This is a genomic window from Cloacibacillus evryensis DSM 19522, from assembly GCF_000585335.1.
Classification (GTDB): Bacteria; Synergistota; Synergistia; order Synergistales; family Synergistaceae; genus Cloacibacillus; species Cloacibacillus evryensis.
Genome location: NZ_KK073872.1, coordinates 1,426,771 through 1,443,457, shown reverse-complemented (window position 1 = coordinate 1,443,457; position 16,687 = coordinate 1,426,771). Strand labels below are relative to the sequence as shown.

Annotated in this window: 11 protein-coding genes; 2 read left to right on the top strand and 9 right to left on the bottom strand. The window is 58.1% G+C overall.

The annotated features are described in order from the left end of the window. Nucleotides 1–35 precede the first annotated feature (35 nt). The 6 genes from ftsH to CLOEV_RS06340 form a co-directional block, all read right to left on the bottom strand. Nucleotides 36–2,021, bottom strand: a complete 1,986-nt coding sequence (gene ftsH, locus CLOEV_RS06365) for an ATP-dependent zinc metalloprotease FtsH (RefSeq protein WP_008711352.1) — start codon at nt 2,019–2,021, stop codon at nt 36–38. Between the two features lie 88 nt (nt 2,022–2,109). After that, nucleotides 2,110–2,646, bottom strand: a complete 537-nt coding sequence (hpt, locus tag CLOEV_RS06360) for a hypoxanthine phosphoribosyltransferase (protein WP_008711350.1) — start codon at nt 2,644–2,646, stop codon at nt 2,110–2,112. 68 nt (nt 2,647–2,714) lie between these two features. Beyond that, a complete protein-coding gene (gene tilS / locus CLOEV_RS15910) occupies nt 2,715–3,746 on the bottom strand; it encodes a tRNA lysidine(34) synthetase TilS (protein ID WP_051484928.1) in 1,032 nt (343 codons plus the stop codon). Beyond that, a complete protein-coding gene (locus CLOEV_RS06350) occupies nt 3,736–4,434 on the bottom strand; it encodes an endonuclease III domain-containing protein (protein WP_147564215.1) in 699 nt (232 codons plus the stop codon). The genes tilS and CLOEV_RS06350 overlap by 11 nt, the downstream gene beginning before the upstream one ends. Further along, entirely contained in the window at nt 4,431–6,983 is a 2,553-nt protein-coding gene (locus tag CLOEV_RS06345; RefSeq protein ID WP_008711344.1) for a Lon protease family protein, read from the bottom strand. The genes CLOEV_RS06350 and CLOEV_RS06345 overlap by 4 nt, the downstream gene beginning before the upstream one ends. Before the next feature lie 283 nt (nt 6,984–7,266). Next, complete coding sequence (locus CLOEV_RS06340) at nt 7,267–7,470, bottom strand: cold-shock protein (protein ID WP_034442600.1); 204 nt, start codon at nt 7,468–7,470, stop codon at nt 7,267–7,269. A 338-nt stretch (nt 7,471–7,808) separates the two neighbouring features. Between CLOEV_RS06340 and clpB the strand changes: the two genes are divergently transcribed. After that, on the top strand, nt 7,809–10,433 hold the full coding sequence (clpB, locus tag CLOEV_RS06335) for an ATP-dependent chaperone ClpB (RefSeq protein ID WP_034442598.1): 2,625 nt from the start codon (nt 7,809–7,811) through the stop codon (nt 10,431–10,433). Between the two features lie 92 nt (nt 10,434–10,525). Next, entirely contained in the window at nt 10,526–12,400 is a 1,875-nt protein-coding gene (gene htpG, locus CLOEV_RS06330) for a molecular chaperone HtpG (RefSeq protein WP_008711340.1), read from the top strand. A gap of 127 nt (nt 12,401–12,527) precedes the next feature. Here the strand turns inward: htpG and CLOEV_RS15905 are convergent, their stop codons facing one another. The 3 genes from CLOEV_RS15905 to fusA all read right to left on the bottom strand — a co-directional run bounded on the left by CLOEV_RS15905 (nt 12,528) and on the right by fusA (nt 16,597). Beyond that, nucleotides 12,528–13,235 carry a B3/B4 domain-containing protein gene (locus CLOEV_RS15905; protein ID WP_008711339.1) on the bottom strand — a complete coding sequence of 236 codons (708 nt, stop codon included), beginning with the start codon at nt 13,233–13,235 and terminating at the stop codon, nt 12,528–12,530. Nucleotides 13,236–13,270: 35 nt separating this feature from the next. Continuing rightward, on the bottom strand, nt 13,271–14,437 hold the full coding sequence (locus CLOEV_RS06320) for an MFS transporter (RefSeq protein ID WP_008711338.1): 1,167 nt from the start codon (nt 14,435–14,437) through the stop codon (nt 13,271–13,273). 72 nt (nt 14,438–14,509) lie between these two features. Further along, entirely contained in the window at nt 14,510–16,597 is a 2,088-nt protein-coding gene (gene fusA / locus CLOEV_RS06315) for an elongation factor G (RefSeq protein ID WP_008711337.1), read from the bottom strand. Between the last annotated feature and the right edge of the window lie 90 nt (nt 16,598–16,687).

The following is a 16,687-nucleotide window of genomic DNA, read 5'->3' as shown; positions in this document are numbered from 1 at the left end:
AACGAGCCGCCCGATGGGCGGCTCGACCGGTGATCTTATTTCTCTTCGTCCATCGGAGTGTTGAAGTTTCCCGAATCGGCCTCTTCTATATCCGGTACCTGATGAATGACCGCCTCGGCGTCCGGGCCGTCGTCGTCTTTCTTCTTGTCCTCTTTTTGATCCTTGTCCTCTTCCGGTTTATCCTTCGCGGCGTTATCGCCGTTGTGTTCCTTCTTCGGATAGCCGAGAAGCTCGTCAAGCTCGTCGCCTTCGAGTATCTCCTTCTCAAGCAGCAGCCTCGTTATCTCCTCCAGCCGCTCGCGGTTCTCGGTGAGGATCTCCCGCGCCTTGTTCATGCTGCCGTCGACTATCGCACGTATCTCAAGGTCTATCGTATGGGCGACCTCTTCGCTGTAATTGCGGTCGTCAACGATGTCATGGCCGAGGAATACCTCGTGCTGCTTGCGTCCGAGCGTCACGAGGCCCAGCTTGTCGCTCATGCCGAACTGCGTCACCATCTGGCGCGCGATCTGCGTCGCCCGCTCAAGATCGTTGGAAGCTCCCGTGGTCACGTCTCCGAAGCAGATGGCTTCGGCCACGCGGCCTCCGAGCAGCACGCAGATCTTGTCCGCGAGCTCCTGGCGGGAGATGAGGAACCTGTCCTCCTCGGGGAGCTGCAGAGTGTAGCCGAGCGCCATGTGGCCGCGCGGGATGATCGAAATCTTATGCACGGGGTCGGAACCCTTTATTTTAGCCGCGACAAGGGCGTGTCCCGCCTCGTGGTAGGCGATTATCTCGCGCTCCTTCTTGCTGATTATGCGGCTTTTGCGCTCCGGCCCGGCCATAACGCGGTCGATCGCCTCTTCAAATTCGGGCATCCCAAGCATCTCCTTGTCTCTGCGCGCGGCAAGCAGCGCCGCTTCGTTGACGAGGTTGGCCAGGTCGGCGCCGACAAAGCCGGGAGTGCGGCGCGCGATGACGTCGAGGTCGACGTCATGTTCTATCTTCATGTCACGCAGGTGTACCTTGAGGATGTCGCGGCGTCCGTTGACGTCGGGACGGTCGACGACCACCTGGCGGTCGAAGCGTCCCGGGCGCAGCAGCGCCGGGTCCAGGATGTCGGGCCTGTTGGTCGCGGCGATGAGGATTATCCCCGAACCGGCCTCAAAACCGTCCATCTCCACAAGCAGCTGGTTCAATGTCTGTTCACGTTCGTCGTGTCCGCCGCCGAGCCCCGCGCCGCGATGGCGTCCTACGGCGTCTATCTCGTCGATGAATATTATGCAGGGCTGGTATTTGCGGGCCTGTTCAAAGAGGTCGCGCACGCGCGCCGCGCCGACGCCGACAAACATCTCCACAAAGTCGGAGCCGCTGATGCTGAAAAAGGGCACGTCGGCCTCGCCCGCCACCGCGCGGGAGAGGAGTGTCTTGCCCGTCCCCGGAGCGCCGAGCAGAAGCACGCCCCGCGGCACCTTCGCGCCGAGCTTCGTGAACCTCGCTGGGTCTTTGAGGAACTGCACGACCTCTTCAAGCTCCTCCTTCGATTCGTCGCATCCCGCGACGTCGCCGAAGGTCACCTTCGGGCGATTGTCAAGGAATAGTTTGGCCTTGCTCTTCGCAAAGCCCATCACCTTGCTGCCGCCGCCCTGCATGTTGTAGATGAAGTATATCCAGACGCCGATCAGAAGCAGCGTCGGCAGGAGCGACGTCAGAAGAGCCGTGAGCCACGAGTTCTTCGGCGGCGGAACGATCTCCACTTCGACGCCCTTTTCCGCTACCGTCGAGGGGAGCGTCGCCGCGTCGAGTATATACGTAGTAAATTGCTTGCCCGATTTCAGCGTGCCGGTCAGCTGTTCATGATCGATCCTGACCTTGGTGACGTTGCCGCTGTTCACCTCGCTGAGGAATGTGCTGTAGGGCATCACTTCGCTCTGCGTCGTCTTTTTAGTAGCGCTGTCAGGGCCCAGGAACACATTGACCAGGCTGACCACCAGTACGATGAGGACTATATACATCCCCACGTTTTTAGAAATTTTCTTCAATATCCCTTATCCTCGCTTTCTATGCTTCACTTCTTTTCAAATATAAAACCGTCCGCCGCCGGCCCAGGCAAAGACCGTTCAAATACCGTCAATCAAGAGGCTCGGCGATATGCACGGCGGGGAGATGGCGGAACTGCCCCGCGTAGTCCAGGCCGTAGCCTATGACAAACTCGTCAGGTATCGTGAAACCGGTATATTTAACATCGACGTGCTGCGTGCGGCGCTCGGCCTTGTCAAGCAGTACGCATATTTCAAGCGACTCGGGAGCGCGCTCGCGCAGGAGCTTGCTCATATACGAAAGCGAGAGTCCCGTGTCGAGTATATCCTCAACTATTATCACATGTTTGCCGTGTATATCCGTGCTCAGATCTTTTTGGATCTTCACGACGCCGCTGCTTCTGGTAGAGGCGCCGTAGGAGGAGATGGCGAGAAAGTCAAGCTGGGCGTCGACGTCCGGCCCTATCTCGCGGACAAGGTCGGAGAAGAATATCACAGCCCCCTTGAGCACACAGACGAAAACCACCTTTTTCCCGCGGTAATCCTCGCGTATCCTTGCCCCCAGCTCCCTTACTTTGCTATGAAGCTCCTCTTCCGAAAGCATTATTCTGCCTATTCTGTATTCCAAATTAAAGCACTCCCTTTAGGGCGATAATTGCAGCTTGCAAACAATTAAGAATAATATCATATTTCGTATTATCTCGCCCACCATGGAAGCCTATTTTCGCAGGTATTTTTGCTAAAATTTTTCCCCGCCTTTATATCGGCCCGATGAAGCCAGCCGATGCCGCGCGCAGAATAGCAGACCTCCACGTCGCGCGCCCACTGGAAGCGCCAGCAGCCGCCGCGGCGCACCAGGCCGACAAGCCCGTTCGTGCGCGCGCGGGAGAGCGCCGGCAGCGAGAGCTCGGCCCCCTGCAGGCGGAGCATCTCGGCGAGAGTAAGTTCAGGCAGCTCGCCGAGCCCGTCGGTCCGCCAGGCGGCCAGCGCCGGCGGCAGGCGGAGGGCGATCTTCGCTATTTCGCGGCGCGCCGTCCGCTCACGGGCCTCGACCTCGGCGCCGACCTGTTTCGCAAGGCCGAGCATCACGTTCTCAAACCCCGGGTTCAGGTTTTCTTTTATCCATGGTATAAGTATGTTCCGGACCTTGTTGCGCCGGTAGTCCGACTCGTCGTTTGTAAAATCGTCGCGCCAGGGGACGCCGTTTTCTCTCAGTATATTACGGAGTTCTTCGCGGCTGAAATCGATCACCGGACGCACGATATCGCCGCGCACCTCGGGAATGCCGCGCAGTCCGGCGAGGCCGCTGCCGCGCGCGAGATTCATCAGCTGGGTCTCGACCACGTCGTCGGAATTGTGTCCGACCGCGATATAGGGCAGCCCGAAACGCGCGGCCGTCTCATAAAAATGTTCGTAACGCGCGCGCCGCCCCGCCATCTCGAACGATTCGCCCGTCTCGCGGCAGTGATGGACGTCAACCACCTTGACGGCGCACTCTATCCGCCACTCCGCGCATAACTCGCGCACAAAGGCGGCGTCGTCATGCGAACCGCCCTCCCTCGTGCAGTGGTCGAGGTGAGCCGCCACGACGCGGCCGTTAAAAAAACTCTTCAGCAGCCAGAGAGCGGCGACGGAATCGCCGCCGCCCGAGAGGGCGCAGACGATGCCATGAGCGTTGAGCCATCCCTGGCGGGACGCCGCGGCGAGAAACTTCTTCCTATAATCCATCGGCGGCCTCTTCCGCCGCCCTCTTTCCGTAGCCGCACCATTTCGCCAGAGCGCAGCGGGCGCAGTCTGGCTTGCGGGCGCTGCATATGCTCCGCCCGTGGTCAAGGAAGTTCAGGTGGCCGCCGCGAAAGCGTTCCGGCGGCAGCGCCGCCTCCAGCCTTGCCTGTATCTTGTCGGGAGGACTCTTTTCGTCGGCCCAGCCAAAACGCTTGCTGAGCCGCGTGATATGCGTATCTACGGGGAAGCCGGGCATTCCCAGGTCGAAACATTCCACGATCGCCGAGGTCTTGGGGCCCACTCCCGGCAGAGAGGTGAGGTATTCGCGCACCTCCGGCTGCTTCCAGCCCCGAAGCTCCTTCAAAGTGTAGCCGCCAAATTTTTCTTTGACCGCGGCCAGTATCTGCTGGATGCGCGGCGGCTTCGTGCTGCTCATCCCCGCGATGCGCAGCACCTCTTTGAGCTCCTCCAGGTCGGCATGAGCCACCTCCTCCCACGAGGAATAGGCGGCTTTCATCTTCGCGAAGGCCTTGTCGCGCAGTTTATCGTTGGTATTCTGCGACAGTATCGTCAGTATGAGGTCGTCAAGCGGCTCCTCATACCAGAAGTCGCCAGCGGGGCGCGCTTCGTTCCCGTAGAGCGCCTCCAGTCCGTCGAGGATCTCCCGCACATGGTGCAGCTCGGCCATCATTCCGCCTCTTTCACCACGGTGGGCTCTTCGTTCATGGCTGGGGCCGTCTTCCTGCGGCTCCGCTTCTTCGGCGGGTCTACGCGGTCCGTCATTACCTTCTTGTAGCGGAAGGAACGCTCGATCCAGCCTTCGAGGGCCGCCTGCACGCGTCCGTGGACGCTGTTCTTCGGATAGCCGCCCTTTTCGTCCTTCGTTCCCGCGGGGACGCCCGTAAGGATCTCGATCCCCTCGTCTATAGTCGAAACGCTCCAGATGTGGAACTTGTTCTTCCTGACAGCTTCCGTCACCTCATGGTTCAGCATCAGATGCTGTTCGTTCTGCACGGGAATGATGACGCCCTGTTTCCCCGTGAAACCGTTGGCCTTGCAGTAGCGGAAGAAGCCCTCTATCTTCTCATTGACGCCGCCGATCGGCTGTATGAAGCCCATCTGGTCGACGGAGCCGGTGACGGCGATCCCCTGTTCGAGCGGGATGCCGGCGATCGCCGACATCAGGCAGTAGAGCTCGGTCGACGAGGCGCTGTCGCCCTCGATGCCGCCGTAGGTCTGCTCAAAGGCGATGCGGGCGCTGACCGAAAGCGGGAAGTCCCGCGCGTACATCCGCCCGAGGTAGCTTGTGAGTATCATCAGCCCCTTGTTGTGGATCGGGCCCGTCATGCTCACCTCGCGCTCGATGTTGACGACGCCCTCGGCGCCCATAAAGACGTTGGCGGTAATGCGCACCGGCGAGCCGAAGGAGTGGTCGATCAGCTGCGAGACCGTGAGGCCGTTTATCTGCCCGACGACGGAGCCCTCCGTGTCGATGCGGATGACGCCCTTGCGGTACTCCTCCAGCACCTTGTCCTCCCACATATCGGCGCGGTGGATCTTTTCTTCAAGAGCCCTGCGGACATGGTCGACGCCGACAAGCTTCTTGCCCTCCGCCTTCGCGTAGGCGGTCGACTCGACAAGCACGTCGGCGATCTTATTGAGCTGCGTCGAAAGCTTGTTCCGGTCCTCCGCGAGGCGCGAGGCCCATTCGATCACCTCGCCGACGGCGGTCACGGTGAAATTGAGCTTGCCCTCCCGCGCAACGAAGCCCGCGACAAATTGGGCGATCTGATATTCGCTTTCGCCGGTCCGCGGCATTTCTGAGTCAAACTCGGCCTTGATCTTGAATACCTTCTGAAACTCGGGGTCATATATGTTGAGCAGGTAATAAAGGTAGGGAGTACCTACGATCACGACCTTCATCTCTATCGGTATCGGCTCCGGACGCAGCGAGGAGACCGGGATGTAGCCGAGCTGTTCGCCAAGGTTTTCGATCGAGAGTTCGCGGTAGCGCAGGACGCGTTTCAGCACGTCCCACGACATGAACTGGCGCAGAAGCTCGTCGGCGTCGAGCAGCAGGAAGCCGCCGTTCGCGCGGTGCATCGCGCCGGGGGTTATGCGGCGGAAATCGGTATAGAGATTGCCCTGCCGGTTCTCATAATCGACCTTGCCGACAAGGTTGTAGTAGATCGGGTTTGTTTCGCAGATGACGGGCGCGCCGTCGTTCGGGTTGTTGGAGACGAAGGCGTTCACCTCGTAACGGGAAAAATCGACCTCCGCCGCGTCGTCGCGGACGGCGGCGAGGAAAACGCTGAAGTTCGCGATGAGGTCCTCCGTCAGCGCGTCGAGCCATTTCGCAAGCTTCTCGTTCGGCATATGCTTGCCGCGCAGCTCCGCGAGGATCGGCGTGATCGCCACGCGGCAGATCTGGCTCTCAAGCTCCTTTATCTTTTCCTTGAGCTCCTTCTCGCGCTCGCGGATGAGGCGCAGCTTCTCCAGCGTCTTCTGGGATATCTCCTCGGAAACTTTCTGCAGGACCTCCTGCTCCTCGTCCGAAAGCTTTTCAAACTCATCCTGCTGCATCTCGCGGCGAACGAGCTGTTTTTCGCCCTCTTCCGTCTTATTGTCCTTGTCGTCGGCCTCGTCCTGCCCCTCGTCATGCTGGGGCAGCGGCGGCGCCATTATCAGCGGCAGATTGACGAAACCCTGAGGCGTGCGCTTGATGGCGAAATCCTTCGATTCGGCCCACTTCCGCAGCTCCTCCATGATGGTGTTGACCTCGTCCTGGAACGACTTCACGAGCTGCGCCTTGTTGTCCTCGAATTCATTATTGTCAAAAGCCTTTGAAAGCGCCGTTTTGAGGTCCTCTATCGCGTCCTCGGCGTCCTTCGCAAGCTCGCGCCCCTTGCCGGCCGGCAAGCTGATCGCCAGCGGCAGGCTCGGATCGTCGAAGTTATAGACATAGACCCAGTCGTCCGGAGCCGGCATGTCCGAGGCGGCGCGCCTCAGCTCCTCCAGCGCGTAGGAGGTGCGCCCGCACCCCGGCTCGCCGACCATAAATATGTTATATCCCTTGCTCTGCACAGAGAGGCCGAAGCCGACGGAGCGCACGGCGCGTTCCTGGCCGATCAGCCCGGCGAGCTTATCCAGTCCCTTTGTAGTTTTAAAGCCGAGGGCCGCGAGGTCGGCCGCGCGGCGAAGTTTATCGGCGGAAAGTTGTTTATCCTTTATGAGAGACATTAAGCTCCTCCTGATCGTTTTCAAATTTAAGTTTAAAAAAATGCCTGACCTCGTCCGGCCGCGGGTCGGAACGCACGGCACAGGCACCGCAACATGCCTAATCTATAACAAATGTTAATATTAGTCAAAGGGAAATTTTAATATTATGCCTTAACGGCAAAAATTATCGCCATCCCGCGCGGACGCACGGACAAAATAAAGGAGAACAACAAATGCTGTCCTCCTTTGCGATCTCGATTTCTTTTATAAAATATTGATATAATATAAAGAAATACTGCTGAAGTTAGATTTTCTCTACGTCGGAAGCCTGGGGGCCCTTGCTGCCCTGGGTAATCTCGAAGCTCACTTTCTGACCCTCGTCAAGTGTTTTGAAACCGTCGCCCTGGATAGCGCTGAAGTGGACAAATACATCGTTGCCTTCGTCAGTTGTGATGAATCCATAACCCTTCGTTGCGTTAAACCATTTTACTGTGCCGTTGCTTTTCAAGGTGTTGCCTCCCAACAGGAAATATTTATACATCAGCTTGTGCCGACTTCCATACCTTATACTTTAATGCACCGATTGTCAAGGTCATTTACTCAATTTTCAGCTTATTTAGCTATTTTTCATGAAACGAAGTAATATTCCAGAACCGGCGAATCATAAAAATAATAATATTTAATAAATGTGATCAGACTTCAGCCATGTTATTCTTTTGTGGAAAATGCTTAGAGTTTTTCTCATAAAAACACTGTCAAAACTATTGTTTGATGTTAATTGATGTATTATAATATTTCAGTAACATCAGGATTGGTTAAAATATGTTTTCGGGAGTGGATATAGATATGGATATGAACAAACTCACACAGAAATCACAGGAGGCTTTCTACGAAGCCCAAAATATCGCGGTGCGCCACGGACATCAGGAGGTGGACGCCGAGAACCTGGCGCTGGCCCTGCTGAGGCAGGAAAACGGCCTGATCCCCCGCCTTTTCGATAAGATGAACGTTCCGGTGGAGAGCCTGGCCAACGCCGTCGAAAACGAGCTAAGCAAGAAGCCGCGCGTCTCTGGCGCCGGGCAGGAGACGGGCAAGATATATGTCTCGCAGCGGCTTTCAAAGATCCTCGTCAGAGCCGAAGATGAGGCCGACAGCCTGAAGGACGAATATATCTCCGTCGAGCATCTCTTCCTCGCGATACTTTACGAGACCAAGGGAAGCCCGCTCGGCAGGATCTTTGATACCTTCGGAATAACTCCCGACAAATTCCTCAAGACCCTATCCGAGGTCCGCGGCAACCAGCGCGTCACCAGCGACAATCCGGAGGACACCTACGACGCCCTTGAGAAATACGGGCGCGACCTTGTGAAGGCCGCGCGCGAGAACAAGCTTGACCCCGTCATCGGACGCGACGAAGAGATCCGCCGCACCATCCGCATCCTCAGCCGCAAGACGAAGAACAACCCCGTCCTCATCGGCGAACCGGGCGTCGGCAAGACGGCGATCGCCGAGGGGCTCGCGATCCGCATCATGCGCGGCGACGTACCGGAGAACCTCAAAGACCGGATCATCTTCGCGCTTGACATGGGTTCTCTCATCGCGGGGGCTAAGTTCCGCGGCGAATTTGAGGAACGTCTGAAGGCCGTCCTCGACGAGGTCAAGAAGAGCGAGGGGCGCATCATTCTCTTCATCGACGAGCTCCACACCATCGTCGGCGCGGGAAAAACGGACGGCGCGCTCGACGCCGGCAACATGCTCAAACCGCTGCTCGCACGCGGCGAACTGCATTGCATCGGCGCGACGACGCTCGAGGAATACCGCCAGTATATCGAAAAGGACGCCGCTCTTGAAAGGCGCTTCCAGCCCGTCCTGGTGGACCCGCCCAGCGTCGAGGACACGATCTCGATCCTGCGCGGCCTCAAAGAGCGCTTCCAGGTGCATCACGGCGTGAGGATACAGGACAGCGCGCTTGTCGCGGCGGCGACGCTCTCCAACCGTTACATCTCCGACCGCTTCCTCCCCGACAAGGCCATCGACCTTATCGACGAGGCCTGCGCGATGATACGCACCGATATAGATTCCCTGCCGACTGACCTCGACTCCGTCAACCGCCGCGTGATGCAGTTGGAGATCGAGGAGGCGGCGCTGAAGCTCGAAAAAGACAAGGCCAGCAAGGACCGCCTCGAAGCCCTGCAAAAGGAGCTCGCCGACGTGAAAGAGCACGCCAACACACTGCGGGCCCAGTACGAGGTCGAAAAAGAAAATATCGTCAAGATACGCTCGATGCGCGAAGAGATCGAAAAGGTGCGCCATCAGATAGACGAGGCGGAGCGCAGCTACGACCTCAACCTCGCCGCCCAGCTTCGCTACGGGACGCTCAATAAGTTGGAGGGCGACCTGAAGATAGAGGAAGAAAACCTCAGCGGGATCGAAAAAGGCGGAACGAAGCTGCTGCGTGAAGAGGTCACGGAGGAGGAGATCGCCGAGATCGTGGCGAAATGGACCGGCATCCCCGTCACCCGGCTCATGGAGGGCGAGCGCGAGAAGCTGCTCCACCTCGACGCGGTGCTGCACGAACGCGTCGTCGGGCAGGACGAGGCCGTCAGCCTCGTGGCGGACGCCGTACTGCGCGCGCGTTCCGGCATAAAGGACCCGAAACGCCCGATAGGCTCCTTCATCTTCCTCGGCCCCACCGGCGTCGGCAAAACGGAGCTCGCGAGGGCCCTCGCCGAATCGCTCTTTGATTCCGAGGACAACATCGTGCGCATCGATATGTCAGAATATATGGAGAAGCACTCCGTATCGCGCCTCGTGGGAGCGCCTCCGGGATATGTCGGCTATGAGGAGGGCGGGCAGCTCACCGAAGCCGTGCGCCGCCATCCCTACTCGGTCGTGCTGTTCGACGAGATAGAAAAAGCTCACCCTGACGTATTCAACATCATGCTGCAGATACTGGACGACGGGCGTGTGACGGACAGCCACGGGCGCACGGTAAACTTTAAAAACTGCGTCATCATAATGACGAGCAATATCGGCGCCCAGGTACTGATCGACGGCATGGACGGCGAGGGGGCCCTCTCCGAGGGCGCGGTCGAAGAGGTGATGGGGCTCATGCGCACAAAATTCCGCCCCGAGTTCCTTAACCGCGTCGACGAAATGATCTGCTTCAAACCGCTGACGCTGAAGGACATCCGGCAGATAGTGCGCCTCATCCTCAGGCAGCTCGAATTGAGGCTGCACGACCGCAACATCGACCTCGAGCTCACCGACGAAGCCCTCGACGTCTGCGCCAGGAACGGCTACGACCCCGTCTACGGGGCGCGCCCGCTCAAACGCTACGTCCAGAAAGCGCTGGAAACGCGCATCGCGCGGGCCATCATCGCGGGCGACATCGGCGACGGAGGCACGATCCGCGTAGTGGCCAGGGACGGAGCGCTCGATATGGAGTTCGAAAACCGCAAGGCAGATTAAAAAAGACCGGAATCGAAAAAAAAACGGACCGGGTGTAAAAAACCCGGTTTTTATTTATAATATTGACGAATTACCTACAGGGAGGAAATTTTATGGCTGAAAAAATGGAATTTCAAAGCGAGGCAAAACAGGTTCTGGAGCTGATGATCAACTCCGTCTACTCAAACCCCGACATCTTCGTGCGCGAGCTGATATCGAACGCCTCTGACGCGATCGACAAGCTGCGCATAGAGAGCTTGAGCCGTACCGAGCTCGCGGAATACGCGAAGAACGGGCGCATCGACATCACGATAGATAAAAAGGCGGGGACGCTCACCTTCTCCGACAACGGCATCGGCATGGACCGCGACGAGCTCGTCTCATACCTCGGCACGATCGCGCGCAGCGGCACCGGCGAATTCATACGCGCGATGCAGGAAGCGAAAAACGGTATCAACAGCGACCTGATCGGGCAGTTTGGAGTGGGCTTCTACTCAAGTTTTATCGCCGCCGACAAGGTTACGGTGGAAACGCTCAAGGCCGGCGGCTCCGAGAGCTGGAAGTGGGAATCCACCGGCGACGGGACCTACACGATAGACAGGGGCAGCCGGACGACGCAGGGAAGCGCGATCACGCTCCACATGAAAAAAGAGGAGAAAAAAGACGACGAGCACGATATCGCAAAGGACTACCTTTCGGAGTGGACGCTGCGCGGCATCATCAAGGAATATTCCGACTTCGTGACCTATCCGATCTACCTGAACGACACGGAAAAGGAGAAAAAGGATGACGAGAAGGAGGAGCCCGTCAACTCCATGAAGGCCCTCTGGACGCGCCCGCAGAAAGAGATCAGCGACGAGGAGTTCAACGACTTCTACCGCCACATCTCGCACGACTGGGAAAATCCGCTCGAGCACATCTACTACAAGGCCGAGGGCACGAGCGAATTCCGCGCACTGCTGTTCATACCGTCGCGTCCCCCGATGGACCTCTTCTATCAGGACGGCAAGCACGGCGTGCAGCTCTACATCCGCCGCGTCTTCATCATGAACGATTGCAAGGACCTCATCCCCGAGTACATGCGCTTCATCAAAGGCGTCGTCGATTCAGAGGACCTCTCGCTCAACGTCTCGCGCGAGATGCTCCAGCAGGACCGCCAGACGGCGCAGATCAAAAGCAGCCTCGTAAAGAAGATCCTGGACACGCTGCGCAAGATGCAGAAGGAGCAGCCCGACAGCTACAATAAATTCTGGCAGACCTTCGGCGTCGTCCTTAAAGAGGGCATCATCTCCGACCTCCGCCACAGGGAGGAGATCATGAAGCTATGCCTCTTCGACCTCTCGGAGGGCGACAAGACGACGATCGAGGACTACCTTGTCAACATGCCGGCTGGACAGGACAAAATATATTACCTTGCCGGCTCGTCGCTCAAGAACCTCAAGAACTCGCCGAAACTCGAAGCGTTCAGGAAAAAGGGCATCAAAGTGCTGCTTCTGGGCGACCCCGTGGACGAGATATGGGTGAACCACGCCCGCAAGTTCGACAAGTATGACTTCATCTCCGCCGCCGCCGAGGACCTTATGCTGCCCGAGGGCGGGAAGGAAGAGAAGAAAGATTCAGAGATCGAGAAGGTCGGCCTTGTCAAAAAGCTCAAAGAGGCTCTCGGCTCGCTCGTCGAGGACGTAAAGGTTTCAGACCGCCTCGTCGATTCACCTGTCTGCTTCGTCCAGAAGGGCGAGGAAATATCGCCGCAGATGAGAAACCTCTTCCGCTCGATGGGACAGGAGGTGCCGGAGGAAAAGCGCGTGATGGAGATAAACCCCGACAACGCGCTGATCAAGAAGATAGCGGACGAATCCGAGAAACCGGACTTCAACGCCGAAGACTGGTCGAACCTCCTTATGGGCCTCGCCTCGATCGCCGACGGCGAGCCCGTGGCGGACGGCCAGAAGTTTACGAACCTGGTCAGCAAACTGCTGGAGAGATAAACAACCGGGGAAAAACCGGCCGCTCAAAGGGGCAGGCAAACGCATAAGGACAGAAACATCGATACGGAAAACCGATAAAGATATCCCCCTCGCCGATAAGGACGAGGGGGATTTTTCTTAGCCTGCCCTATTTTATCCGAATCGACCGGCGGCCGGCATCCAGGATGTCGCTGCGCACCTTGGCGTTAAAAAAGTTCCTCAGCCCCTCAACGAGAGCCTCATGTACGATGCCGGCGGTCTCCGGCGGCAATTCCCCCAGTATCTCCGAAATAAAGAAAATATTTTTACTCTCCGGCGCGATAATGGCGTGGCGCGACTGCTTCCAGACAAAATGTCTGGTGACGACTATATCGCCGTCGGCATAGCTCACCTCGCCGGGCGGAATATCGACGCTGTCCTCTTCGTCAAGCGCCGTAAAGGAATCGCCGTGCCGCGAAAAACGTAGCGCGAGCCCGTCGCGCAGAACGTCAATGTCAAAGCCGCCGGCGGGGACCAAATAACGAAGGGAGACCGCGTTGTAAAAATCTACAAAGGGGTGGATGGCGAATGGCCGTTCACTTTTTCCGGCACGCCGGACCAGAGCTTCGATCGAGCTGGGGAAATTTTTTCTCGGCGCTCCGGCCATTTTCATCCGCTCGCCCCACGGCTTGATATTCGGGTGCGACTGCGGATTTCCATAGGCCGTCGAAGCCTCGGCGGCAATGCGCCAGCTATCCCGGAGAAAGGCCGCCACCGGCTCCGTGCCGGCAGGGAGCGACATCCCCTCGGCTGCCGCCACGACCAGCCTCATTCCGGGAAAATACTCAAAAACATCCGCTTCTACAAAAAAATCCACCGACACCATTCTCCTTTCCGGCAGCAACGTGCCCGTCAACAATCTCCGTCGATTTTCAGCTTACCCTGCGTCAGCGGCAGCCAATACCGGAGGTAAAGCATGGAGGCCGCCGCGAAGACCGCCAGGCCGATGACGCGGAATGTATTGCTCACCCCCAGATAGGGGGAAAAACAGCCGTATACCAGCGGGCTTATCATCCACCCGGAGTCGATGACAAGCAGAACCAGCCCCGTAGCCTTGGGATGATAGGCGGCGGGCAGCATATCTCCGACAAGAGCGAGGTCGGTCGGGAAGCCGATCCCGATGCCGATGCCGAAGAGCAGTCCAAAAAAGATAAACATAGACGAAGTGGAACTGAAAGAGAGCCCCAGCAGTGCGGAGCCCATCAGAGCCGCCGCGGGCGCGGCCAGCCTTACGCGCGGGACGCCGGAGATAAGGCGGAAGGCCGCCGTGCGGATGAGTACCGCGGCAAAGGCGTTGGCGACCATGAAATAGGAGACGGGAACGGCGCGGGCATTCGCCAAAGAGGCCATCGAGATGGTCATCGCGTCGGCGAGCCCCATCGCGGCGGCGGTAAAGAGCAGCACCTTGACGCCCCTTGCCTTGAAGAGGTCTCCATAGCTGCCCCACCTCTTCTCATGGCCGCCGGAATAGCTGAGATCCTTCACAAGGCAGCTCACGGCGGCGCAGGCCAGAGAGGCAAGCGCCGGGGACCATATATACAGGTCGCGGCAGCCATGCAGCAAAAGCCATTCGCTCAGGGGAACAACAGTCGCCAGCGGCAGCATCGAACCGGTCGTAAAGAGGGCGAAGCCGATGCCGCGCGACTTTTCGTCAAGCAATATCGACTGCGCCGCAACGGTGGATACGACGAAGACGCTGACGCACACTCCCGTCATCGCTCGGAAAAACAGCAGCAGCAGCGGGCGGTCAAGCGAAAGGGCGATCCCGGCCGTCATCGCGACGCAGAGAAGCGAACTGCCGATCAGCGAGCGCCTGATGTCGAATTTTTCCATCACGATGCTGCCGAGCGGACGGCAGAGCAGCATCACCAGGTAAAAGATACTGAGAAAAAGCCCTACGGCCTGCGGGGAAGCCCCCATTTTTTCGTAAAACGGACCGAAGAGAAAATAAATATTGGAGACACAGGTGATGCCGTAGTATGCCAGGAATATCAGGATTATCTGGCGGCTGTCCTTCATCGAACTTCCTCCTGCCTTTAAAAAAGGCGCCCTCCGCGAAGGGGGCGCCTCGACTTGTTTTCTGCTAGAAAACTACTCTTCTTCGTCTTTGCGCTCCTGGGCCGCCTGTTCGATGACCTTCTTCGCGATATCGCCGGGGACCTCTTCGTAATGGCTGTACTCCATCGAGAAGGTGCCGCGTCCCGAGGTCATGGAGCGGAGGATTATCGCGTAGCGGAACATCTCGGAAAGCGGGCACTGGGCCTTGACTATCTGGAGTTTGCCCTCGCTGTCGATGCCCATGATGCGTCCGCGGCGGCTGTTGAAGTCGCCCATGACGTCTCCGAGGCAGTCCTCTGGGACGGTGACTTCGACGTTCATCACCGGCTCCATGAGGATCGGGTTCGCCTGCTCCATGCATTTCTTGAAGGCGATGGAGGCCGCGATCTTGAAGGCCATTTCCGAAGAGTCCACATCATGGTATGAGCCGTCGAAGATCGCGCATGAGAAGTCCGTCGCGGGGAATCCCGCGAGGAATCCGCGCGCCGCCGCCTCGCGGAGGCCCTTCTCCGCCGCCGGGATGTAGTTCTTCGGCACGACGCCGCCGACGACCCTGTCGATGAACTCGATGCCGGCGTTCTTATCGAGCGGCGCGAGTTCGAACCAGACGTCGCCGTACTGCCCGCGGCCGCCGGACTGCTTCTTATGCTTGCCCTGGGCGCTGGCCTTTTTCTTTATCGTTTCGCGGTAGGGGACCTTCGGCGTGCGTGTCTCCAGGTCAACCTTATAGCGCTCCTTGATCTTGGAGAGCATTATGTCGAGGTGCATGTCTCCCATGCCGGAGAGCACCGCGTCGTTCGTCTCCGGGTTTTTGACGAATGAAAGCGTACGGTCCTCTTTGAGCGTCTTCGTGATCGCGTTGCCGAGCTTGTCCTCGTCGGCGCGGCTCTTCGGCATGACCGCCACGCTGTAGACGGGCTTCGGGAACTTTATCGGACGGAACTGGAGCACCTCTCCCTTGACGCCGAGCGTATCGCCGGCGATCGTGCTCTCAAGTTTGGGGATGGCGACGATATCTCCGAGGATGATCTCTTTGCCCTCCGTGCTCTCCTTGCCCTTCATGAAGCGGAAGGAGCTGATCCTCTCCTCCTGGTCCTCGGTGACGTTATAGAGGCTCTGGTCGGCGGTCAGCTTGCCGGAGAAGACCTTCACGAATGAAAGCTTGCCGACGTAGGGGTCGACCATGACCTTGAAGACGAAAGCCAGGAACTTGCCGTTCTCGTCGGGCGGAATGTTGACGACCTCTTCGCCCTTGAGCGCCGCGCGGTTCAGCATATCCTTCGGCGACGGCATATACTCCACGATCATATCCATCAACTGCGGCACCGCTATATTGGCCGTACCCGAGCCGGGAATGATCGGGAACACCGAGCGGGCGCAGACGGCCTTGCGCAGGACTCCGAGAAGTTCATCTGTGGAAAGCTCCTCGCCGTCGAGGTAGCGCATCATCAGTTCGTCGTCGGCCTCGACGGCGCGCTCGATGAGCGTCTCGCGCGCGGCGGCCACGGCGTCGGCCATATCGGCGGGGACCTCGCCCTCCGTATAATCCTTGCTTCCGTCGCCATTATACATATATGACTTGCCTGTAAGGACGTTCACCACGCCCTTGAAATTAAGCTGGCTGCCGATCGGCAGGTAAAGAGGCACCGCGCGGTCGGAAATATTTTCCTGTATATCTGCCACGACATTGTCAAAGTCGGTATTTTCACGGTCAAGTTTGCTGACGAAAAATATTGCGGGGGTCTCAAATGTCTCAGCGAAGTCCCATACGCTCTGTGTCTGCACTTCAACGCCGGCTGTGGCGTTCACAAGGACCAGGGCGCCGTCCGCCACGCGCATCGCGCAGCGCTGCTCGCCTACGAAGTCGGCAAAGCCCGGTGTATCCAGTATATATAAGGTCTTATTCTTATACGGAATCGTGGAAAGAGACGTACTGATAGAAATGCCGCGTTTCTGTTCCTCCGAGTCAAAGTCGGAAACTGTGTTCTTGTCCTCAACCCTGCCCATGCGCGAAATCAATCCTGCATCGAAGAGGAATGCCTCGTTCAGTGTGGTCTTTCCCGCGCCTCCGTGTGAAATGAGTGCGATACTGCGAATGTCTTCCGGTTTACGTGTCCCCATTACTTTCACTCCTTCTTTGCTGTTGAAGCTCCATATAAGGTTATCGCATTTGACCTACTGATGATACTTGTAATGTTAGGTTACGTCAAG

Excerpts from the sequence above, each read along its gene's own strand:
- CLOEV_RS06350 (WP_147564215.1), bottom strand. The coding sequence starts at position 4,434 with ATGATGGCCGAGCTGCACCATGTGCGGGAGATCCTCGACGGACTGGAG.
- htpG (WP_008711340.1), top strand. The coding sequence starts at position 10,526 with ATGGCTGAAAAAATGGAATTTCAAAGCGAGGCAAAACAGGTTCTGGAG.
- clpB (WP_034442598.1), top strand. The coding sequence starts at position 7,809 with ATGGATATGAACAAACTCACACAGAAATCACAGGAGGCTTTCTACGAA.
- CLOEV_RS06345 (WP_008711344.1), bottom strand. The coding sequence starts at position 6,983 with ATGTCTCTCATAAAGGATAAACAACTTTCCGCCGATAAACTTCGCCGC.
- CLOEV_RS06320 (WP_008711338.1), bottom strand. The coding sequence starts at position 14,437 with ATGAAGGACAGCCGCCAGATAATCCTGATATTCCTGGCATACTACGGC.
- fusA (WP_008711337.1), bottom strand. The coding sequence starts at position 16,597 with ATGGGGACACGTAAACCGGAAGACATTCGCAGTATCGCACTCATTTCA.
- tilS (WP_051484928.1), bottom strand. The coding sequence starts at position 3,746 with ATGGATTATAGGAAGAAGTTTCTCGCCGCGGCGTCCCGCCAGGGATGG.